Origin of the sequence: Allobosea sp. CRIB-10, from assembly GCF_900112185.1 — a bacterium.
Lineage (GTDB): Bacteria > Pseudomonadota > Alphaproteobacteria > Rhizobiales > Beijerinckiaceae > Allobosea.
In genome coordinates this window covers 1-13,093 of the sequence record NZ_FOKP01000048.1, presented here as the reverse complement: position 1 = coordinate 13,093, position 13,093 = coordinate 1, and the positions used below count along the sequence as shown (strand labels likewise).

Here is a 13,093-nt window from a genome sequence, read left to right as displayed (position 1 = left end):
GCGGGCCTTCTGGCGGTGGACGCTGCGCCGGGTGATGCCGGCGCGGCGCGCGGCCTCGTTGGCCGTCGTGCCCTCGGCCAGCGCCTCGCGGACCAAGCGAGCGCGGCGGCGGCGGTCGGCGAGATAGGAGCCGCTCGGCCCGAGCGGGACCTCCAGCTGCACCCGGCGCACGCCCGAGCCGAAATGGTGCGAAAGCGCCAGCGCCTTGTCGCGGCCGATCGCCCGCACCAGCCAGTGATCATCGGCCATGCGCGAGGGAATCGAGACCGCCTGGCCGCCCTTGGCCTCGGCGATCGCCAGCGCCGCGTCGATGCCGACGACATCGGCGATCTCGGCGAGCAGCTGCGGTAGATCTGGCCAACCAGAACGCGTCATCGCCGGCGGCCCCGTCGCCTTGCACGCATGCCGGGATCGAGCACGGTGACGACGACGCCTGTTTCGACGACGAACTTCAACCCGTCCGCGACGATGACATAGTCGGCAAGGCCGATGCGCTCTGCGGCGAGGCGGCCGCGCTCCAGTCCCGCGGCGATCGTCCCGCGCAGCTGCTCGACATCGGCGGCGCCGGAGCGCTGCAGGAAGCGGACCAGGGCGTGGTCGGTGACGCGGATCATCGGGCCGGGTCCTTCAGACGCTTCTGCCAGGCCTTGAGCTGCTCGATCGCCTCGCGCGTCTGCGCCGGCTTCAGGAACTCCGGCGCCGAGACGCCGAACCGGCTCTGCACCCATCGGCGCAGCGCCTCGCGGTCGAGCGGACCCGAGTGCAACGCGCCCCACAGCGCATAGACCATGCGCAGATCCGCGCGCTCCGCCGGCGCCCTGGTCGCGGCCTTCGGCTTCCAGCCCAGCCGCTTCAGCTCGGCAATAACGGCGTCGGCCTGGCGGTCGGAGAGATCGCGCGAGCTCGCGACGCCGGCGACGCGCCGGAGCAGGCCGCGATAAGCGTCCTCGTCAAGCGCCAGATCCTTTCGCGCTATGTGGATCTTGGCGAGCATGCCGGGATGGCTCATAGACCGGCCTTTCTGATCACGGCCTGCAGCTCGACCGCCCGGCGGGTGAGACGCTTCAGCTCGGTTTCAAGGACGCTGGACCGGCGCGGCTTCACGCCCTCGATCACGCTCATCAGCCGCTGGCGCTTCTCGTTGAGCTCGACGAGCTCGCCGCGCGCCAGCAGCGCCATCAACGGCGCGGCGTCGGACGGGGCTGGGCGAGAGGCGAAGAAGCGCGACATGGCTCAGGCGCCGTGATCGAGCAGCGGCGCCGCCGCCGGCTTCGCGAAGCGGGCGGCATCGGAAGGACGCGTCAGGGCCTTGCGCTGGCCGGGCGGGATCCAGAACGGTGCCCGGGGCGACAGGTCGCGCGCCCAGCAGACCCAGCAATAATCCGTCATGGTGTCGCCATCGGGTTCCCACCGCCCGCGGTGCATCGGGATGCGCTCGACCGAATAGGCGATCAGGGATGGCTCGCGCCGGCTGAAGAGCTGATAGCGCTCATCCGTGTGCAACCACTGCGTCCGGACGAGCAGCGCAACGCCACGACGAGCCATGCCAAGCGCGGTCCAGGCGAAAGCCGTGGCCTGGTTGAAGGGCGGGTTAGTTATGATCCAGTCCGCGGGATCGAAGCCTGCCGGGGCGTCGAGCAGGAAGTCCAGCACCGCGCCATAGCCATACGGATGGATATCGCTGGCATCGACGCTTACGAAGGTCTCGGCCAATGGCTCGGCCATGTGGCCCTCGCCGCAGGCTGGCTCAAGCACCGTGTCGCTGATCCGCGCGCCCAGGAGCGGCAACGCAACACGGTGCACGAAGGCGCGGGTTGCCCAGGGCGGCGTCGGGAAGAAGTCGAGGGAATCGGCCGGCTCGGAGCGCTGCGCCATGACGGCCGGCGAGAAGGCGAAGGAGCGCTGGGTCATGGCTCGCCGTTCCGCTCGATCAGCCTGTCGACGGCCAGCCGGATCAGGTCCTCTCGCGTCTTACCCGTGTGTCGGGAAATGTCCTGTAGGCACCGCTCCTGCGCAGGCGTCAGCAACGGCTCCACAATGGTGATGCTGCGCGCGCGGCGGGGATCGAATTCGATGGCCCCCCTCCTGACGAGGCTGTGAACGAGCCTGTGCGGCCCGCTCTTCGAAGCGATGCCCAACGCCGCGCCGATCTCGGCGAATGAAGGCGCTTCGCCCGTCGTCCGGATGGTCCGCTTGATGAAGGCGAGCGCCTCGCTCTCACGGCTCGTCAGCTTTTTCATCTCATGGGCTCCCAGCAGATCAGCACGCCGGTGAAATACTGCTCCGGATCCGAGGCCTCCGGGTGCGCTGCCTGCCAGAACGCCTGCATATCGGCCCAGTGAAGGAAGCCGTCCTGGCGGGCGAAATCATCGATCTCTTCGGCGGTGTCGATGGTCTGATCGTTGTCCAGGAAATGGACGAACGCATCGACGACGAACAGCCGGAGCGGCCGCACCGCGACGCAGATGGGGTCGGCGATGATCTTGTGGCAGTGTTTCGTCCGCATGCCCTGGTAGAGCTGCAGCAGCTCGCCCGGCCGGGCATGCCGCGTGCGATCGGCGCGGATGGTCTGGAGCTTGACGACGCCGGTGGCGGGGTGGCCGGTCGCGATCGGCTCGACGAAGCGCTTGTTGAAGGAATAGGCGACCATCAGGACTGCCCTTCCTCGCGGGCCGGCGCCGCCGCCTTGCTGTCGAGAAGTTCGGCGACCTCGGCCATGCGATCCCAGAGCAGCGCACGGCGTTCCGCCGGGATCTCCAGCAGCTTGCGGATCTCGTCCTCATGCGCCTGGAGCCATTCGAGCGTGCGGGCGGCGGAGCCGAGGCGCTGCATGTCATATTCCGCCTCGCGGGGCGGGCGGAGCTCGCGCAGGGTGCCGCCGCCCAAGAGCGTGCGCTGGCGGGTCTCGGCGAAGCGGACGGCCTCGATCTGCTGGCGCAGCGAGATCTTCTTGGGGTTGTCGGTCATGCCGGCCTCCCGAACAGGCTGTCACGGTCGGCCTGAAGGCGCAGGTGCTCGGCAATCGCCTTCATCATGGCGATCTCGTCGGCGGCCTTCTCCCGGGTCATCTTCCGGTCCTGGACACGGCGGGCATAGACGCGCTCGCGAAAGCGAACCTCGCGCTCGGCAGCCCCCGCGAGCTGGTCGAAGGAGAAGCGTAGGGCTGTCATGCCGTCACCTCGAAAAGTTCGCGTTGGAACGGGCTGAGGCCGTCCAGATCGCCCCATTGGTTCGCCATGGCGTCAGCGATGCCGGCGAAGAAGCGCGAGCGCTCGCGCCCGCGATCGAGGCCGCGGCGACCCCAGCCGGTGTGACGGTGCACGCGCGCTTCGCGACCCGGAACGATCAGCGTGGGCTGTAGCCGCGGCAGGTTCTTCAGCCAGAAGCAGGTGCGCTTCACCTCGCCATGGCCGAACTGCCATGGCTGCACGCTCTGTGCCGGCTCGCGATAGTTCGCGATCCGCAGTTTGGCGTGCCGGTGCATCACCGGGTTCTCGACGCAGATGCGCTCGATCGGCGCGTTCCAGAAGGCCGAGAAGAGCGCGGCGCCCTCATCGAGCTCACGCCACATATCGTCGAGCGAGCGGCCGGGGGGCGGGGTTGAGAGCCAGCGAACACCGCTGTTGCACAAGCGGGTGCAGGGCGGGTGCGCGACGATCAGCAAGTCCCAGCGATCATCGAGCAGATCGCGCGCGTCGCCGACGTAGTGGCGATTGCTGCCGTCGTCCGCGGGAACGAGATCGCACGACCAGGCATCGTGCCCGCGAGCGGCAAACGCCCGGCGGACGATGCCTGAGCGCTCGCAGGCGATGAGCGCCCTCATGCCTGCCTCGAAATGAGAGCGGTGGCCGCTGCCTCGCGAGCCGCCTTCGCGGCGACGAGCTCGGCGAAATACCGGCCGGTGCTCGTGAGACGCGCCCGCTTGCGGCGCCGGGCCTCCTCGATCACCGCGAGCCCGCGATCGGCGAGACGCTGATAGGTCGAGGGGCGGTCGCGGGTGATATCGAGCGTGCTGAAGTTCCTGGCGAGAAGGTTCAGCTTCACCAGCGCGCGCTCTTCCTGCTCGGTAAAGCGGCGCATGGTCAGCGCTCCGGATCTAGCAGCCGGCAGTCGGCCGCCGGCACGATGAAGATCAGCCCGTCATCGGCACGGACGCGCAGATGCGAGACGCTGGACCGGCTGACGACGCGGGCCTTGAAGCAGAGCTCGCCCTGTTCGTGGTCGAAGGTTTGGACCTCGACGAGGGCCTCCCGCGCGAAGTCGTCGGCCGGCTCCGGGTGGTGGCTGAAGGTTCTACCGCGGAGCCACATGCTAGGGCTCCTCCATATCCATGCCCTGGTCGAACCAGGCTTGGAGCTCCGGCGGGATGGGCCGGCCGAGCGCCTCCAAGGCGAGGACAAGCGGCCCTTCCTCGCTGCAGCCGCATTCGACCTCGAAGCTGCGGCATTCGATGAGAGCATCGACCAAGTTGGACAGCGCCTGGCCGGCGTTGACAGCTTTGACAGCCCGCCGAGCGTCATCCGCATGCTTGAACTGGGCGACCGGCTGACTCTGATCGATCAGGCCGAGACTATCCCGGAAGACCAGGGTGGGGACGCTGTCGGACTGCGCCCATGGGATCGGAGTGCCCATCACGCCCTCACGCGGCCGCGAGGTCGATGGTGACGGGCTCGAAGCGGTCCTGCGGGCGCCGGCGCCTGTAGAAGCGGACGTACTCCTTCGTGCCGGTGATCCGGATCGCGTCTCGGATCGCCGTCATGGCGCGGGTCCAGCGCTCCTCGACGATGTCGAGCTTGAGCAGCAGGAACAGGTTGGCCTGATTGATCTGGCCTTCCTTCTCGACGGCGAAGGCGCTGGTGACGATGGCCTTGATTTCAGGCCGCGCGTCGGCTCCCCATTCCAGCAGGCACTCGTCAATCAGAGCCTTCGCCTGCTGCAGTTGCGGGCCGAACTCGATCAGGTTGGCGATCTGGACCTTGACCTGCAGCAGGCCGTCGACGGTCTGGAAGGTGACGTTGCCCTTCTCGCCGCCGGCGCGCGCGCCGTAGTCCTGCTCCAGCAGCTGCTGGAAGCCGTTGAGATCGGCGAAGGTGTGCTCCTTGAACCGGGCGACCTGGGCCGAGAGATCGAGCGCGAAGGCCATGACCTTGCGCACCATCTCGTCCTCAAGCTTGTCGGCAGGCTTCACCAGCTCGACCGGGACGAGGCGGCCCTTTGCATCGCGCATGTGAGGCTGGCCGCCGACATCGACGATGCCGGTCGTGACGGCGGGGGGCACGCGACCCGGGATGAACTCGAGTTCGGGGCTGTCCGGGATGATGGGCATGTCAGGCAGCATGTTCGGTCTCCTGGTTGGACGGCTGGGGAGGCTCGCCATCGGCCTGCTCGACGATGAGCCGGGACATGGCGACGATCTCGTAGATCGAGACGCGGACGGCCTCGCGCTCGGGCGCCGAAAGCACGCGGCGGGCCGTGGCGAGCGGGTCGATGCTGACGGCGAAGCGGAGCAGGCCGGCGCGCTCCAGCGCCTGCAGCGTGCCGAGCAGCGCGTCGGTCGAGAGCCGAAAGCTCTCGCTGGTCGCCCGCAGCTCCTCGGCCCGACGAATACCGTGCAGCACCGTCGAATGATCGCGGTCGGCGGAGAGTCGGCCGAGCGTGGTCAAGCCGAGCTCGGTCATCTTGTCGGCGAGCCACCAGCAGGCGAAGCGGAGATGGGCACGTTCATCCGAGGTGCGGCCAACAGCCATGATTTCATGGCGGTTGACGCCGGCGACGGCGCCGACCGCCTGGACGATCATGTCGAAGGTGACGTGACGCTCGCTCATGCCGCGTCGCCTCCGCCATCGAGGGACGGGTGCGGGGCGCGCGGGAAGCTGACGACGTTCGTGTCGCCGATCGGCATGGCGAGGGCGGCGAGGCCGGGACGCGGGACATGCACCGGCCCGCCGCCGTCCAGCTGGCGCTGGAGCTCGGCCTGCTGCGCCTTCAGCGCGGCCTGATAAGAGGGCGCAGGCGCAGGCTGGGCGGCGCCGGCGACGAGCAGCAGCTCGTCTTCGAGCTCGGGAACGACAGCTGCGATGCCGACGACGCGATCGGCTTCCTGGGCAGCCTGCGCCAGCAGTTCGGCGGCGCGAATGCACTGCTCGGGAGACAGGCCGAGGCCGGAGCTGGCGCATCTCCGAAGTAGCGCGCCGAGGAAGCGCAGATCGACCGGGAGCGAAGAAGCGGCCTGCATGGCTCAGCCCTCCCGGCCCGGGAGAGACTGCGCCCGGCCGAGATTGCGGCCATGACGCTCGGCCTCGTCGCGCTCCAGGTCGGCGAAGGCGAAGCAGCCGACCAGGCTAAGGGCGACGCCGGCGAGCAGGAAGAAGGCGTAGACCTCCCATTGCTTGACGTATTGCAGCGTCACGCCGGCGAACCAGCCACCCAGCGGAACCATGGTGAGAAAAGCGAGCTTGGCACCGGACCGGATCATCAGGCGACGTCCTTCTGCTGGCGATTGGGGCAGGATTTGCAGGCGTGGAAGAGCCGGGCGCGGGTCGAATTCGTCGCCGCGAAGGGCTTGGCCTGCTCGGAGAGGCAGCGATCCCGGCCGATCTCGTCCAGGATCGGGCACATGACGGTCTCGCCCATCAGGGCGCCGCGGATCTTGGCGAAGACCTTGTCCTGGTCGCCCGCCTGGTACTTGTTGGCGAGGACATAGGAGATGGTCGCGTCCGAGTAGCCGAGCTGGCGGGCGACGGCGCGCGAGGTCCGAGCCCTGCAGGCTTCGGCGAGCACGGCGATTTCCGCCGGCATCGCCTCCCCCCAAGCGAGACGGGCGCGCTCGACCTGGTCGATGCGGGAGGCGCGGGTCATGCCGCCCTCCCGGTCGTTTCCGGGGCGTTAAGGTTAACGGCCTCGTCCAAATTCCGATCGTAGAGGACGGTGCCGCCGGCGAGCGTCGCCGGTGCCTTCGGCCCGGTGTTCTTGGCCGGCATCAGGCGCCAGCGGGCGATCAGGCCGGGATGGGCGCGCTGGCCGACCTCGACGACGTAACCCGCCTTCGCAAGGACGCCGACATATTCGCGCGCCCGGACCTGCGTCACCGGCACGGCATCGGTCGAGGCGGCCACGGCGAGCTCGCGGATGGTGAACTGGCGCAACGCCCGGATCGCGGTCCAGAGCTGTTGGGCCCGCCGGCCGCGATCGTCGGCGAAATCAGCGCGACGCTGGACCGGCGCCGGAGCGCGAAGGTCGCAGACCTTGTAGATGTTGGCCCTCCGGTTCTTGACCGTGGGCTGGTCGCCGACGAGCGCGATATGGCCATGCTCGGCGCAGAACAGCACATAGGTCTTCACCGTATTGCGCGAGCGGCCGTTGGTGGCCTTGTGCACGTCGGTGATGGTGAAGCCGCTGCCGCGGCTCATCGCCACCATCTCCTTCCAATAATGGAGCGGGCCGCGCGGCAGGGCGGCGGTGGGAGCGGTGCGCTTCATGCCGCCCTCCGGCCGCGCACGGGCGGCTCGCCGGTGTAGAACTGGTCATCCGGGAAGCCGTCGAGATCGGTGACCGCATGGATGCGGGCCCATTCCACCGCCTTCTCCAGGTTGACGGTGATGCGGCGGGCCCGCCCACCGGACTTGCCGCGGTTGCGCTCCAGGAAGCTATCGGAATAGCGCAGCGGCGCCGGCACGAAGAGGCGAGCGAGCAGCTGCGTATCCTCCAGATCACAGGGCTGGGCCGCGACCCATTCGAGCACGCGGTTATGGGTGCGCTCGGAGCGCCGGAGCTTGCTCGGCAGCTCCTCTTCGCCGATCAGGATGATCGGGACCTGCGTCGCCTCGTGGATCTCGCGGATGATCTCGATGAAGCCCTTGTCGACGGCCTTGTCGGCTTCGTCGATCAGCAGCGGCGGATGATCGGGCTCGGCCAGCCGCTCGATCGCCATCTCGGTGAGCCGCGGCACCGTTCCCTTCGGATCGTGGACCCCGAGCTCCTTCATGATGGCGCGGATCAGGGTCAGCCGGGTCCAGCTGTCGCCGATCTCGACGCGCAGGGCGCTCTTCTTGTTCTGCAAGTAGATCGCCGCGAAGGTCTTGCCGTAGCCGGAAGGGCCGTTGAAGACGCCGAGCCCCGGAAGATGAGGCGGGCGTTCGATCAGTCGTTCGGCGAGCGTCAGCATCGCCGCGACGTTCTTCAGCGGCGCCAGCGACCCCCGCGGCTTGTAATCTGATGCAGTCATCGTATCCTCGTCGTTGATCTGATTGATCTGCCCCGGTTCGCCGGGGCTCTTTTTTGGGCGGGGCCTAACGCAACGCCGCCTCTCCGAAATCCTCCGCGAGCGCCTTCTGCGAGCGGTACTCGGCGCTCGTCCGGTAGCTGCCGAGCCAGAGCGCATCCTCGGTCGGCACCGGATCGCCGGCGGCGATCGCCTTCTCGATCGAGAGCGCCCTGCGGAAGCGCTGGCGCTCGGTTTCCTGCGGACGCAGCTTCGTGACCTTGGGCACGGCCGGGACAGCGGCGGGCTCTTCGAGCAGCTCGCGATGCAGGCGGGCGGCGGCCTCCGACAGCGGAGCCGCAGGCGGCGCTTCGCCACGGCGCAGAGCCGCGACCTCGGCGCCGGCCTCCAAGGCCGGGGTGCTGTGCGGCTCGGCCCGCGGCGGGAAGGCGACGAGATTGCCGGCGCGCTGCTCGGCCAGCTTGAAGCGGGCGTCCATCACCGTGCGGCTGGTGATCTTGCGGCGCTCGGCCTTGATCTCCTCGCTGCGCTGCGCGATCAGGCGCTTCTGCGCCGCCTTGACCTCGTGCAGCAGGGCGACCGGATCGACGCCAGCGAGCTCCGGGCAGGTGGCGACGCCGCGCGAGCTGTCGCGGTTCTCGTCGGTCCAGCACCAGACCTTGCCCTTATCGGCCGGATCGAGCGTGACGAAGACGCGCTCGCCGACGAGCAGGCCGGGCGCCAGATAGTGATAGCCGTCGATGCGGATGCCGCGCTTGCCGACCGTCCGATACCCCTCGGCATCGGGCGCCTGCATCAGCAGCATGGCGAGCGCCTGCTCGTCGGCCTGCCGGATCGGCCCAGGCCAGGAGGCGGCGCGAGCGAAGGGCGACATGCCTAAGGTGCCATGGACGCGCTGCGCGTAGATTTCGGCAGCCCAACGGTCGCCGAGCTGCTGCAGTTCCTGCGCGCCGAGCTGGACGGCGAAGGCCTTGTCGTCATCGGTGCCGAGACGGGCGGCGAACGCCTTGCGCTGCTCGATCACCTTGCGGTCGGCGACGCTGTGACCGATGAACCCAGGCAGCGTGCGGGCGAAATCGGACTGGAATGTCCGGACGGCGCGCTCGATGATGCCTTTCTGCCAGGGCGAGAACGCCTGGCTGGTGATCGGCTCGATCTGCAAGGCCCGGAACAGCCGGCGGGTGGCGCGCGCGACGAAATCCGAGCCGTTGTCGGTCTTCACGGCCTCGGGAACGCCCCACGCGGCTATGGCCTTGCGCATCAGGAGCTGCACCGCCTCGGAGCGAGGCGTCTTCGATACGTAGAGGATCAGCCGGCGGGACCAGACGTCGATGCACAGATAAATCGAATGGCGGCCGTCCGTGCAGAGCGCGTCGACCGGCGAGGCGTCGATCTGCCAGAGTTCGTTCAGCCGGGTGGCGTCGTCATAGGAGCCGGCCGGACGGACCTTGGAGACGAAGGCGTCGGGGTTCGTCAGCGCCAAGAGCTCGGTCTGATGCTCGGCGCGCCAACGCTTCAAGGCGATTTCAAGAGCGCGTTTGCCCGGCAGCGCCACCCGCTCGCCTTCGAGCTCGACATGACCGCCGAACTCGCCCTGCAGGGCCTCATGGATCTGAAGGGCGGTGTAGAGCGGGTTCTGGACGATCAGAGCGAGCGCATAGGCCTTGACCCGGCCGCCCGCGCCGGCATCGAGCGCCCCCTTGCCGCGGCGTGCGGCACCGCGATCGACTGCGAGCCGCTGCACGCCCTCCTGCGAGGCCGAGAGCCAGCGCAGCACCGAACGTGTCGACAGGCGCGGCAGCTGCTCGCGGGCGAAGGGCGGCACATCGGCCCGGCCGATGTTGTAGAGGTCCACGAAATAGCTGACCGCAACGGTCTGCTTCAGGCCGGCCGAGCGCTGAAAGGCCCGCAAGGAGCCCAGCACGGCGATGCGCGCATCCATGGCAAGGCCGGCGGCAGGGGCGGTGCCCGGAGCGAGGTCGGGCGCAGCCTGGACGGCGCGCGCGCCGGCTTCGGCCACCTCACCGGCCGCAGGGCCGAGATAGGCCAGCCGCGCTGCGGCCGGCAGCAGCGAGAGGTGATATTCGACACCGCCACCGCGGCCGGCGCGAGGGCGACACAGGCTTGAGAAGCCAGACCAGCCCTCGCGCTTCGCCAGTTCCACGACGTTTTGACGCGTCGTCGGCATGCCCGGCAGCGCCAGATCTGCGATCTCGGAAGAGGTCAGCCAGAGCTTCACGCCGCCGGCCCCTTCTTGGCCCGAGCAGGCTTGGCAGGCTCCATCGCAGCCAGGCGGTTGTCGATCAGGGTACGCAGATCGAGCAGCTGCTGGCGCGACAGGCGGAAGACGATCGGCTCCAGCTTGGCGAGAGGCTGATCCTCCTCACGCACGGCGCCGCCCGCCGGCACCATGCCCGCCGAGACTTTCGCCTTGGCGAGATTGGTGGCGCGCCCCTCGGCGATCTCGCGCGCGACCTTCACCTGATCAGCAGGATCAAGCGCGGCGAGCGCCTGCAGCTGGGCCTGATTGTCGGCGATCTTGGTGCCGCGGATCAGGATGACGGCTTCGGGGGAGAGCCCGGCGGCAATTTGGGTCGCGAGCTGGACGGCGCGGACAGACAAACCGACCTGTTTCGCGGCGTCCTTGGCGAACGCAGCAAAAGACGCAAAGTTTGCGTCTTTTGCAGACGCCGCGCCCTTCCGGGGCTTTTTGGCCTTGCCGTGGGCAGCTTCGGGATGCAGCCGCTCGTATGTACGCTTGCGCTCGGCAAGAAACTCCGCCCGCTCAAGCGCTGTGAGCTCGCGCCGAGCAAGGTTCTCGTCGATCTCAATCTGACGGGCTTCGTCGTCCGTCGCTTCGATCATGATCGCAGCGATCTGGCTATCGCCATTGATCTGGCCGCCGCGCAGCCGGTGCGCACCGGCGACGAGCTTCAGTCCATTTCCGGTCGGATGCAGGCGCACGATGATCGGTTCGATCAGGCCGCCCTCATTCATGCTCGCGGCAATCCACCGTGCATGCGCCTCGTCGACCGGGCGGAGCCGATCGGAAGCGTCGATCGAGGCTATATCGGCGAGGAAAAGCGGGGAGGCCGCGGCGAGGGATGAGAGCAAATTCATCAGGCCGCCCTCTTGGCGCGGATCAACCCGGTCCGATTGCCGGCTTCGTCATAGAACTGGGGCCAGATCGCCTGGCGCGGCACGCCCAAGGCCTCAGAAATGAGGGCATGCACTTTCGGAGAAGGTCGCTCCATGCCGCCGTAGACGGTGAAGCGACTGATCCCCGCGTTCTCTGCAAGCTGCGCAGCGGTCGTTCCGCGCTCCCGGAGCGCGAAGATGATCGCCTGCTTTGTCCAATTGCTCGCCATAGGTGTCCTGTCTCGCAAGGCCGGATTTGGTGTGTTAACCACACATGTAGACGGCACTTGTGATGTTATCATCGAATATGAGAGGCGATGTCAACTCAAATTCGATGATGACGCGGAGAAGGCATCGAAAGCGATGGATAACCGCGTGAGTATGGCGGCCAGAATCGACGACGTGATCAAGAGACGGTTCAAGACCCGGGAAGCGGCGGTGCCGGTCGTGGGAATTCCGCTCCCCTCTCTCGATCGCTATTGCCGCGGAGAATCGGATGTCCCGGCCACTCGGCTAGGGCAGATCGCGCGGGCTTGCGGCGTTACCTGCGATTTCCTCATTTTTGGGGACGTTGACGCATCAGTTTCGATGTCTGCGCCGTTAGCTAGTGACATCGAGGGCGACGTGGCCTTCGTCCCGCTGCTCGACGTCGTCGCCAGCGCCGGACCGGGCATAGAGAACCCGTTTCCGGCGACGATCGACCATCTGCCGTTCCCGAAACGGTGGCTCGCCGAACTGGCGGTCCCCGAGACTTTCGCTCGGCTCCTCGAACTCGGCGGCGACAGTATGGAGCCGACTATCCGCGACCGCTCAATTTGCCTACTGGACACCCGGTTTCAGACGCCGCGCGTTGAGGGCATCTATGCGCTGATCGATGGCAAGGATGTCCGCATCAAGCGCATTGGCCGCGGTTGGGAAGGTAAGATCGTGCTGATCAGCGACAATGAGCGCTATGACTCGGAGACCCTGGCGGGGCCGGAGGCGGAAGCGCTACGCATCGCAGGCAAAATCGTTTGGGCGGGAGGGAAAATATGAAGCAACTGAGCAAGAGCGTGATTGCTGCATTTGCGATCGTCGCGCCGCTTGCGGCAACCGCGCAAGATGCTCGCCTGAACGTGGCGACATGGGCAAAGTCGATGCAGCGGCACGAAGAACTCGTCGTCAAAGCGATTCAGATCAAGGATATCGACGAGTTGCGGCGCCAGGCTGTCGAATTGCGAACACGCTCGGCAGAGCCGAGCAACTGGCCCAATGAGGATCGCTGGACCTTTGCTAGGATCTACTGCACGACAATGGCCCAGGAGCTTGCCAATTTCGTCGACGACAAGCTGAAACGAACGGCCCGCGGCGAAGTGGCCGCCGACGCTTCTTTCAAGGCCTATCGCGACGCTGGGCCTAACTGCAAAAAGGGCCTCCAGAAGGTGATGTGAGCCCCGCGCGCGCGGGGCTCCGAGGCCGCTTCAAGCGACCTTGAAGGCGCCTTCGCCAAGGCCCCAGCTGTCGAACTCCTCTTCGCTGGCATCGGTCATGGCATCAACCTCGGTCGAGACAATCCCATGCCGGGCAATGATCACGGCGTCTTCCCATTCTCCGGTTGCGGGATCGCCGGTGCGGCGGAACGCGACGACGCCGGCGCGGGTCGGCTTGAAGCGCTCGAACATTCGAACGGCATGGTCATGATCGCGCGCGGGGACCGGTTCCTCCGCCGAGATCTTGCCCCTCGACCCCTTCACG

26 protein-coding genes are annotated in these 13,093 nt (G+C 67.6%); 2 read left to right on the top strand and 24 right to left on the bottom strand.

Translation table 11 applies throughout. The features are described 5' to 3' along the window. The 23 genes from BMZ69_RS30275 to BMZ69_RS30165 all read right to left on the bottom strand — a co-directional run. Window positions 1-375 (bottom strand): hypothetical protein (locus BMZ69_RS30275; protein ID WP_092163733.1); only part of this gene is annotated, 375 nt, incomplete at its 3' end. Beyond that, window positions 372-614, bottom strand: a complete 243-nt coding sequence (locus BMZ69_RS30270) for a hypothetical protein (protein WP_092163732.1) — start codon at window positions 612-614, stop codon at window positions 372-374. The genes BMZ69_RS30275 and BMZ69_RS30270, both read right to left, overlap by 4 nt. Further along, window positions 611-994 (bottom strand): regulatory protein GemA, encoded by a 384-nt coding sequence (locus BMZ69_RS30265; protein ID WP_175507050.1) that lies wholly within the window; start codon window positions 992-994, stop codon window positions 611-613. The genes BMZ69_RS30270 and BMZ69_RS30265 overlap by 4 nt, the downstream gene beginning before the upstream one ends. A gap of 11 nt (window positions 995-1,005) precedes the next feature. Beyond that, complete coding sequence (locus tag BMZ69_RS30260; protein WP_092163730.1) at window positions 1,006-1,230, bottom strand: hypothetical protein; 225 nt, start codon at window positions 1,228-1,230, stop codon at window positions 1,006-1,008. A 3-nt stretch (window positions 1,231-1,233) separates the two neighbouring features. Beyond that, window positions 1,234-1,911, bottom strand: coding sequence for a methyltransferase domain-containing protein (locus tag BMZ69_RS30255; RefSeq protein ID WP_092163729.1), 678 nt, complete (start codon window positions 1,909-1,911; stop codon window positions 1,234-1,236). Further along, window positions 1,908-2,240, bottom strand: coding sequence for a LexA family protein (locus BMZ69_RS30250; protein ID WP_092163728.1), 333 nt, complete (start codon window positions 2,238-2,240; stop codon window positions 1,908-1,910). Before BMZ69_RS30250 ends, BMZ69_RS30255 begins: the two co-directional genes overlap by 4 nt. Further along, window positions 2,237-2,650: an ASCH domain-containing protein gene (locus BMZ69_RS30245; protein ID WP_092163727.1), complete on the bottom strand. Its 414-nt coding sequence runs from the start codon at window positions 2,648-2,650 to the stop codon at window positions 2,237-2,239. The genes BMZ69_RS30250 and BMZ69_RS30245 overlap by 4 nt, the downstream gene beginning before the upstream one ends. Further along, window positions 2,650-2,967 carry a hypothetical protein gene (locus BMZ69_RS30240; protein WP_092163726.1) on the bottom strand — a complete coding sequence of 106 codons (318 nt, stop codon included), beginning with the start codon at window positions 2,965-2,967 and terminating at the stop codon, window positions 2,650-2,652. Before BMZ69_RS30240 ends, BMZ69_RS30245 begins: the two co-directional genes overlap by 1 nt. Beyond that, on the bottom strand, window positions 2,964-3,170 hold the full coding sequence (locus BMZ69_RS30235) for a hypothetical protein (RefSeq protein WP_092163725.1): 207 nt from the start codon (window positions 3,168-3,170) through the stop codon (window positions 2,964-2,966). Before BMZ69_RS30235 ends, BMZ69_RS30240 begins: the two co-directional genes overlap by 4 nt. After that, window positions 3,167-3,823 carry a hypothetical protein gene (locus BMZ69_RS30230; RefSeq protein ID WP_092163724.1) on the bottom strand — a complete coding sequence of 219 codons (657 nt, stop codon included), beginning with the start codon at window positions 3,821-3,823 and terminating at the stop codon, window positions 3,167-3,169. The genes BMZ69_RS30235 and BMZ69_RS30230 overlap by 4 nt, the downstream gene beginning before the upstream one ends. Beyond that, window positions 3,820-4,080, bottom strand: coding sequence for a hypothetical protein (locus BMZ69_RS30225; RefSeq protein ID WP_092163723.1), 261 nt, complete (start codon window positions 4,078-4,080; stop codon window positions 3,820-3,822). The genes BMZ69_RS30230 and BMZ69_RS30225 overlap by 4 nt, the downstream gene beginning before the upstream one ends. A 2-nt stretch (window positions 4,081-4,082) precedes the next feature. Next, window positions 4,083-4,310, bottom strand: a complete 228-nt coding sequence (locus BMZ69_RS30220; RefSeq protein ID WP_092163722.1) for a hypothetical protein — start codon at window positions 4,308-4,310, stop codon at window positions 4,083-4,085. 1 nt (window position 4,311) lies between these two features. Then, window positions 4,312-4,632 carry a hypothetical protein gene (locus BMZ69_RS30215; protein ID WP_092163721.1) on the bottom strand — a complete coding sequence of 107 codons (321 nt, stop codon included), beginning with the start codon at window positions 4,630-4,632 and terminating at the stop codon, window positions 4,312-4,314. A gap of 7 nt (window positions 4,633-4,639) precedes the next feature. Next, window positions 4,640-5,227, bottom strand: coding sequence for a DUF3164 family protein (locus BMZ69_RS30210; protein ID WP_244543625.1), 588 nt, complete (start codon window positions 5,225-5,227; stop codon window positions 4,640-4,642). Between the two features lie 100 nt (window positions 5,228-5,327). After that, window positions 5,328-5,825 (bottom strand): helix-turn-helix domain-containing protein, encoded by a 498-nt coding sequence (locus tag BMZ69_RS30205; protein WP_175507049.1) that lies wholly within the window; start codon window positions 5,823-5,825, stop codon window positions 5,328-5,330. After that, window positions 5,822-6,235 carry a hypothetical protein gene (locus BMZ69_RS30200; protein WP_092163720.1) on the bottom strand — a complete coding sequence of 138 codons (414 nt, stop codon included), beginning with the start codon at window positions 6,233-6,235 and terminating at the stop codon, window positions 5,822-5,824. The genes BMZ69_RS30205 and BMZ69_RS30200 overlap by 4 nt, the downstream gene beginning before the upstream one ends. Before the next feature lie 3 nt (window positions 6,236-6,238). Further along, window positions 6,239-6,475 (bottom strand): hypothetical protein, encoded by a 237-nt coding sequence (locus tag BMZ69_RS30195; RefSeq protein ID WP_092163719.1) that lies wholly within the window; start codon window positions 6,473-6,475, stop codon window positions 6,239-6,241. After that, a complete protein-coding gene (locus BMZ69_RS30190; protein ID WP_092163718.1) occupies window positions 6,475-6,858 on the bottom strand; it encodes a hypothetical protein in 384 nt (127 codons plus the stop codon). Before BMZ69_RS30190 ends, BMZ69_RS30195 begins: the two co-directional genes overlap by 1 nt. Further along, complete coding sequence (locus BMZ69_RS30185; protein ID WP_092163717.1) at window positions 6,855-7,478, bottom strand: hypothetical protein; 624 nt, start codon at window positions 7,476-7,478, stop codon at window positions 6,855-6,857. Before BMZ69_RS30185 ends, BMZ69_RS30190 begins: the two co-directional genes overlap by 4 nt. After that, the gene (locus tag BMZ69_RS30180; RefSeq protein WP_092163716.1) at window positions 7,475-8,224 is read right to left on the bottom strand and encodes an AAA family ATPase; all 750 of its coding nucleotides are present in this window, start codon (window positions 8,222-8,224) and stop codon (window positions 7,475-7,477) included. The genes BMZ69_RS30185 and BMZ69_RS30180 overlap by 4 nt, the downstream gene beginning before the upstream one ends. A gap of 64 nt (window positions 8,225-8,288) precedes the next feature. Then, window positions 8,289-10,460, bottom strand: a complete 2,172-nt coding sequence (locus tag BMZ69_RS30175; protein WP_092163715.1) for a DDE-type integrase/transposase/recombinase — start codon at window positions 10,458-10,460, stop codon at window positions 8,289-8,291. Continuing rightward, window positions 10,457-11,341 carry a ParB N-terminal domain-containing protein gene (locus BMZ69_RS30170; RefSeq protein WP_092163714.1) on the bottom strand — a complete coding sequence of 295 codons (885 nt, stop codon included), beginning with the start codon at window positions 11,339-11,341 and terminating at the stop codon, window positions 10,457-10,459. The genes BMZ69_RS30175 and BMZ69_RS30170 overlap by 4 nt, the downstream gene beginning before the upstream one ends. Continuing rightward, window positions 11,341-11,589 (bottom strand): helix-turn-helix domain-containing protein, encoded by a 249-nt coding sequence (locus tag BMZ69_RS30165; protein WP_175507047.1) that lies wholly within the window; start codon window positions 11,587-11,589, stop codon window positions 11,341-11,343. Before BMZ69_RS30165 ends, BMZ69_RS30170 begins: the two co-directional genes overlap by 1 nt. Between BMZ69_RS30165 and BMZ69_RS30160 the strand changes: the two genes are divergently transcribed. Both BMZ69_RS30160 and BMZ69_RS30155 read left to right on the top strand, forming a co-directional pair. Continuing rightward, on the top strand, window positions 11,558-12,394 hold the full coding sequence (locus BMZ69_RS30160; RefSeq protein ID WP_092163713.1) for a S24 family peptidase: 837 nt from the start codon (window positions 11,558-11,560) through the stop codon (window positions 12,392-12,394). The two genes, BMZ69_RS30165 and BMZ69_RS30160, sit on opposite strands and share 32 nt — an antisense overlap. Next, window positions 12,391-12,789, top strand: a complete 399-nt coding sequence (locus BMZ69_RS30155; RefSeq protein WP_092163712.1) for a hypothetical protein — start codon at window positions 12,391-12,393, stop codon at window positions 12,787-12,789. The genes BMZ69_RS30160 and BMZ69_RS30155 overlap by 4 nt, the downstream gene beginning before the upstream one ends. A 30-nt stretch (window positions 12,790-12,819) precedes the next feature. On the opposite strand, the gene BMZ69_RS30150 is transcribed toward BMZ69_RS30155, so the two are convergent. Then, on the bottom strand, window positions 12,820-13,093 hold a 274-nt coding region (locus BMZ69_RS30150), incomplete at its 5' end, for a hypothetical protein (RefSeq protein ID WP_092163711.1).

What these genes read in the sequence shown, in the direction of transcription:
- BMZ69_RS30205 (WP_175507049.1), bottom strand. Translation starts at nt 5,825, where the DNA reads ATGAGCGAGCGTCACGTCACCTTCGACATGATCGTCCAGGCGGTCGGC.
- BMZ69_RS30190 (WP_092163718.1), bottom strand. Translation starts at nt 6,858, where the DNA reads ATGACCCGCGCCTCCCGCATCGACCAGGTCGAGCGCGCCCGTCTCGCT.
- BMZ69_RS30185 (WP_092163717.1), bottom strand. Translation starts at nt 7,478, where the DNA reads ATGAAGCGCACCGCTCCCACCGCCGCCCTGCCGCGCGGCCCGCTCCAT.
- BMZ69_RS30230 (WP_092163724.1), bottom strand. Translation starts at nt 3,823, where the DNA reads ATGAGGGCGCTCATCGCCTGCGAGCGCTCAGGCATCGTCCGCCGGGCG.
- BMZ69_RS30265 (WP_175507050.1), bottom strand. Translation starts at nt 994, where the DNA reads ATGCTCGCCAAGATCCACATAGCGCGAAAGGATCTGGCGCTTGACGAG.
- BMZ69_RS30215 (WP_092163721.1), bottom strand. Translation starts at nt 4,632, where the DNA reads ATGGGCACTCCGATCCCATGGGCGCAGTCCGACAGCGTCCCCACCCTG.
- BMZ69_RS30180 (WP_092163716.1), bottom strand. Translation starts at nt 8,224, where the DNA reads ATGACTGCATCAGATTACAAGCCGCGGGGGTCGCTGGCGCCGCTGAAG.
- BMZ69_RS30255 (WP_092163729.1), bottom strand. Translation starts at nt 1,911, where the DNA reads ATGACCCAGCGCTCCTTCGCCTTCTCGCCGGCCGTCATGGCGCAGCGC.
- BMZ69_RS30200 (WP_092163720.1), bottom strand. Translation starts at nt 6,235, where the DNA reads ATGCAGGCCGCTTCTTCGCTCCCGGTCGATCTGCGCTTCCTCGGCGCG.
- BMZ69_RS30225 (WP_092163723.1), bottom strand. Translation starts at nt 4,080, where the DNA reads ATGCGCCGCTTTACCGAGCAGGAAGAGCGCGCGCTGGTGAAGCTGAAC.
- BMZ69_RS30165 (WP_175507047.1), bottom strand. Translation starts at nt 11,589, where the DNA reads ATGGCGAGCAATTGGACAAAGCAGGCGATCATCTTCGCGCTCCGGGAG.
- BMZ69_RS30240 (WP_092163726.1), bottom strand. Translation starts at nt 2,967, where the DNA reads ATGACCGACAACCCCAAGAAGATCTCGCTGCGCCAGCAGATCGAGGCC.
- BMZ69_RS30260 (WP_092163730.1), bottom strand. Translation starts at nt 1,230, where the DNA reads ATGTCGCGCTTCTTCGCCTCTCGCCCAGCCCCGTCCGACGCCGCGCCG.
- BMZ69_RS30210 (WP_244543625.1), bottom strand. Translation starts at nt 5,227, where the DNA reads ATGCGCGATGCAAAGGGCCGCCTCGTCCCGGTCGAGCTGGTGAAGCCT.
- BMZ69_RS30245 (WP_092163727.1), bottom strand. Translation starts at nt 2,650, where the DNA reads ATGGTCGCCTATTCCTTCAACAAGCGCTTCGTCGAGCCGATCGCGACC.
- BMZ69_RS30155 (WP_092163712.1), top strand. Translation starts at nt 12,391, where the DNA reads ATGAAGCAACTGAGCAAGAGCGTGATTGCTGCATTTGCGATCGTCGCG.
- BMZ69_RS30195 (WP_092163719.1), bottom strand. Translation starts at nt 6,475, where the DNA reads ATGATCCGGTCCGGTGCCAAGCTCGCTTTTCTCACCATGGTTCCGCTG.
- BMZ69_RS30220 (WP_092163722.1), bottom strand. Translation starts at nt 4,310, where the DNA reads ATGTGGCTCCGCGGTAGAACCTTCAGCCACCACCCGGAGCCGGCCGAC.
- BMZ69_RS30250 (WP_092163728.1), bottom strand. Translation starts at nt 2,240, where the DNA reads ATGAAAAAGCTGACGAGCCGTGAGAGCGAGGCGCTCGCCTTCATCAAG.
- BMZ69_RS30170 (WP_092163714.1), bottom strand. Translation starts at nt 11,341, where the DNA reads ATGAATTTGCTCTCATCCCTCGCCGCGGCCTCCCCGCTTTTCCTCGCC.
- BMZ69_RS30270 (WP_092163732.1), bottom strand. Translation starts at nt 614, where the DNA reads ATGATCCGCGTCACCGACCACGCCCTGGTCCGCTTCCTGCAGCGCTCC.
- BMZ69_RS30235 (WP_092163725.1), bottom strand. Translation starts at nt 3,170, where the DNA reads ATGACAGCCCTACGCTTCTCCTTCGACCAGCTCGCGGGGGCTGCCGAG.
- BMZ69_RS30160 (WP_092163713.1), top strand. Translation starts at nt 11,558, where the DNA reads ATGATCGCCTGCTTTGTCCAATTGCTCGCCATAGGTGTCCTGTCTCGC.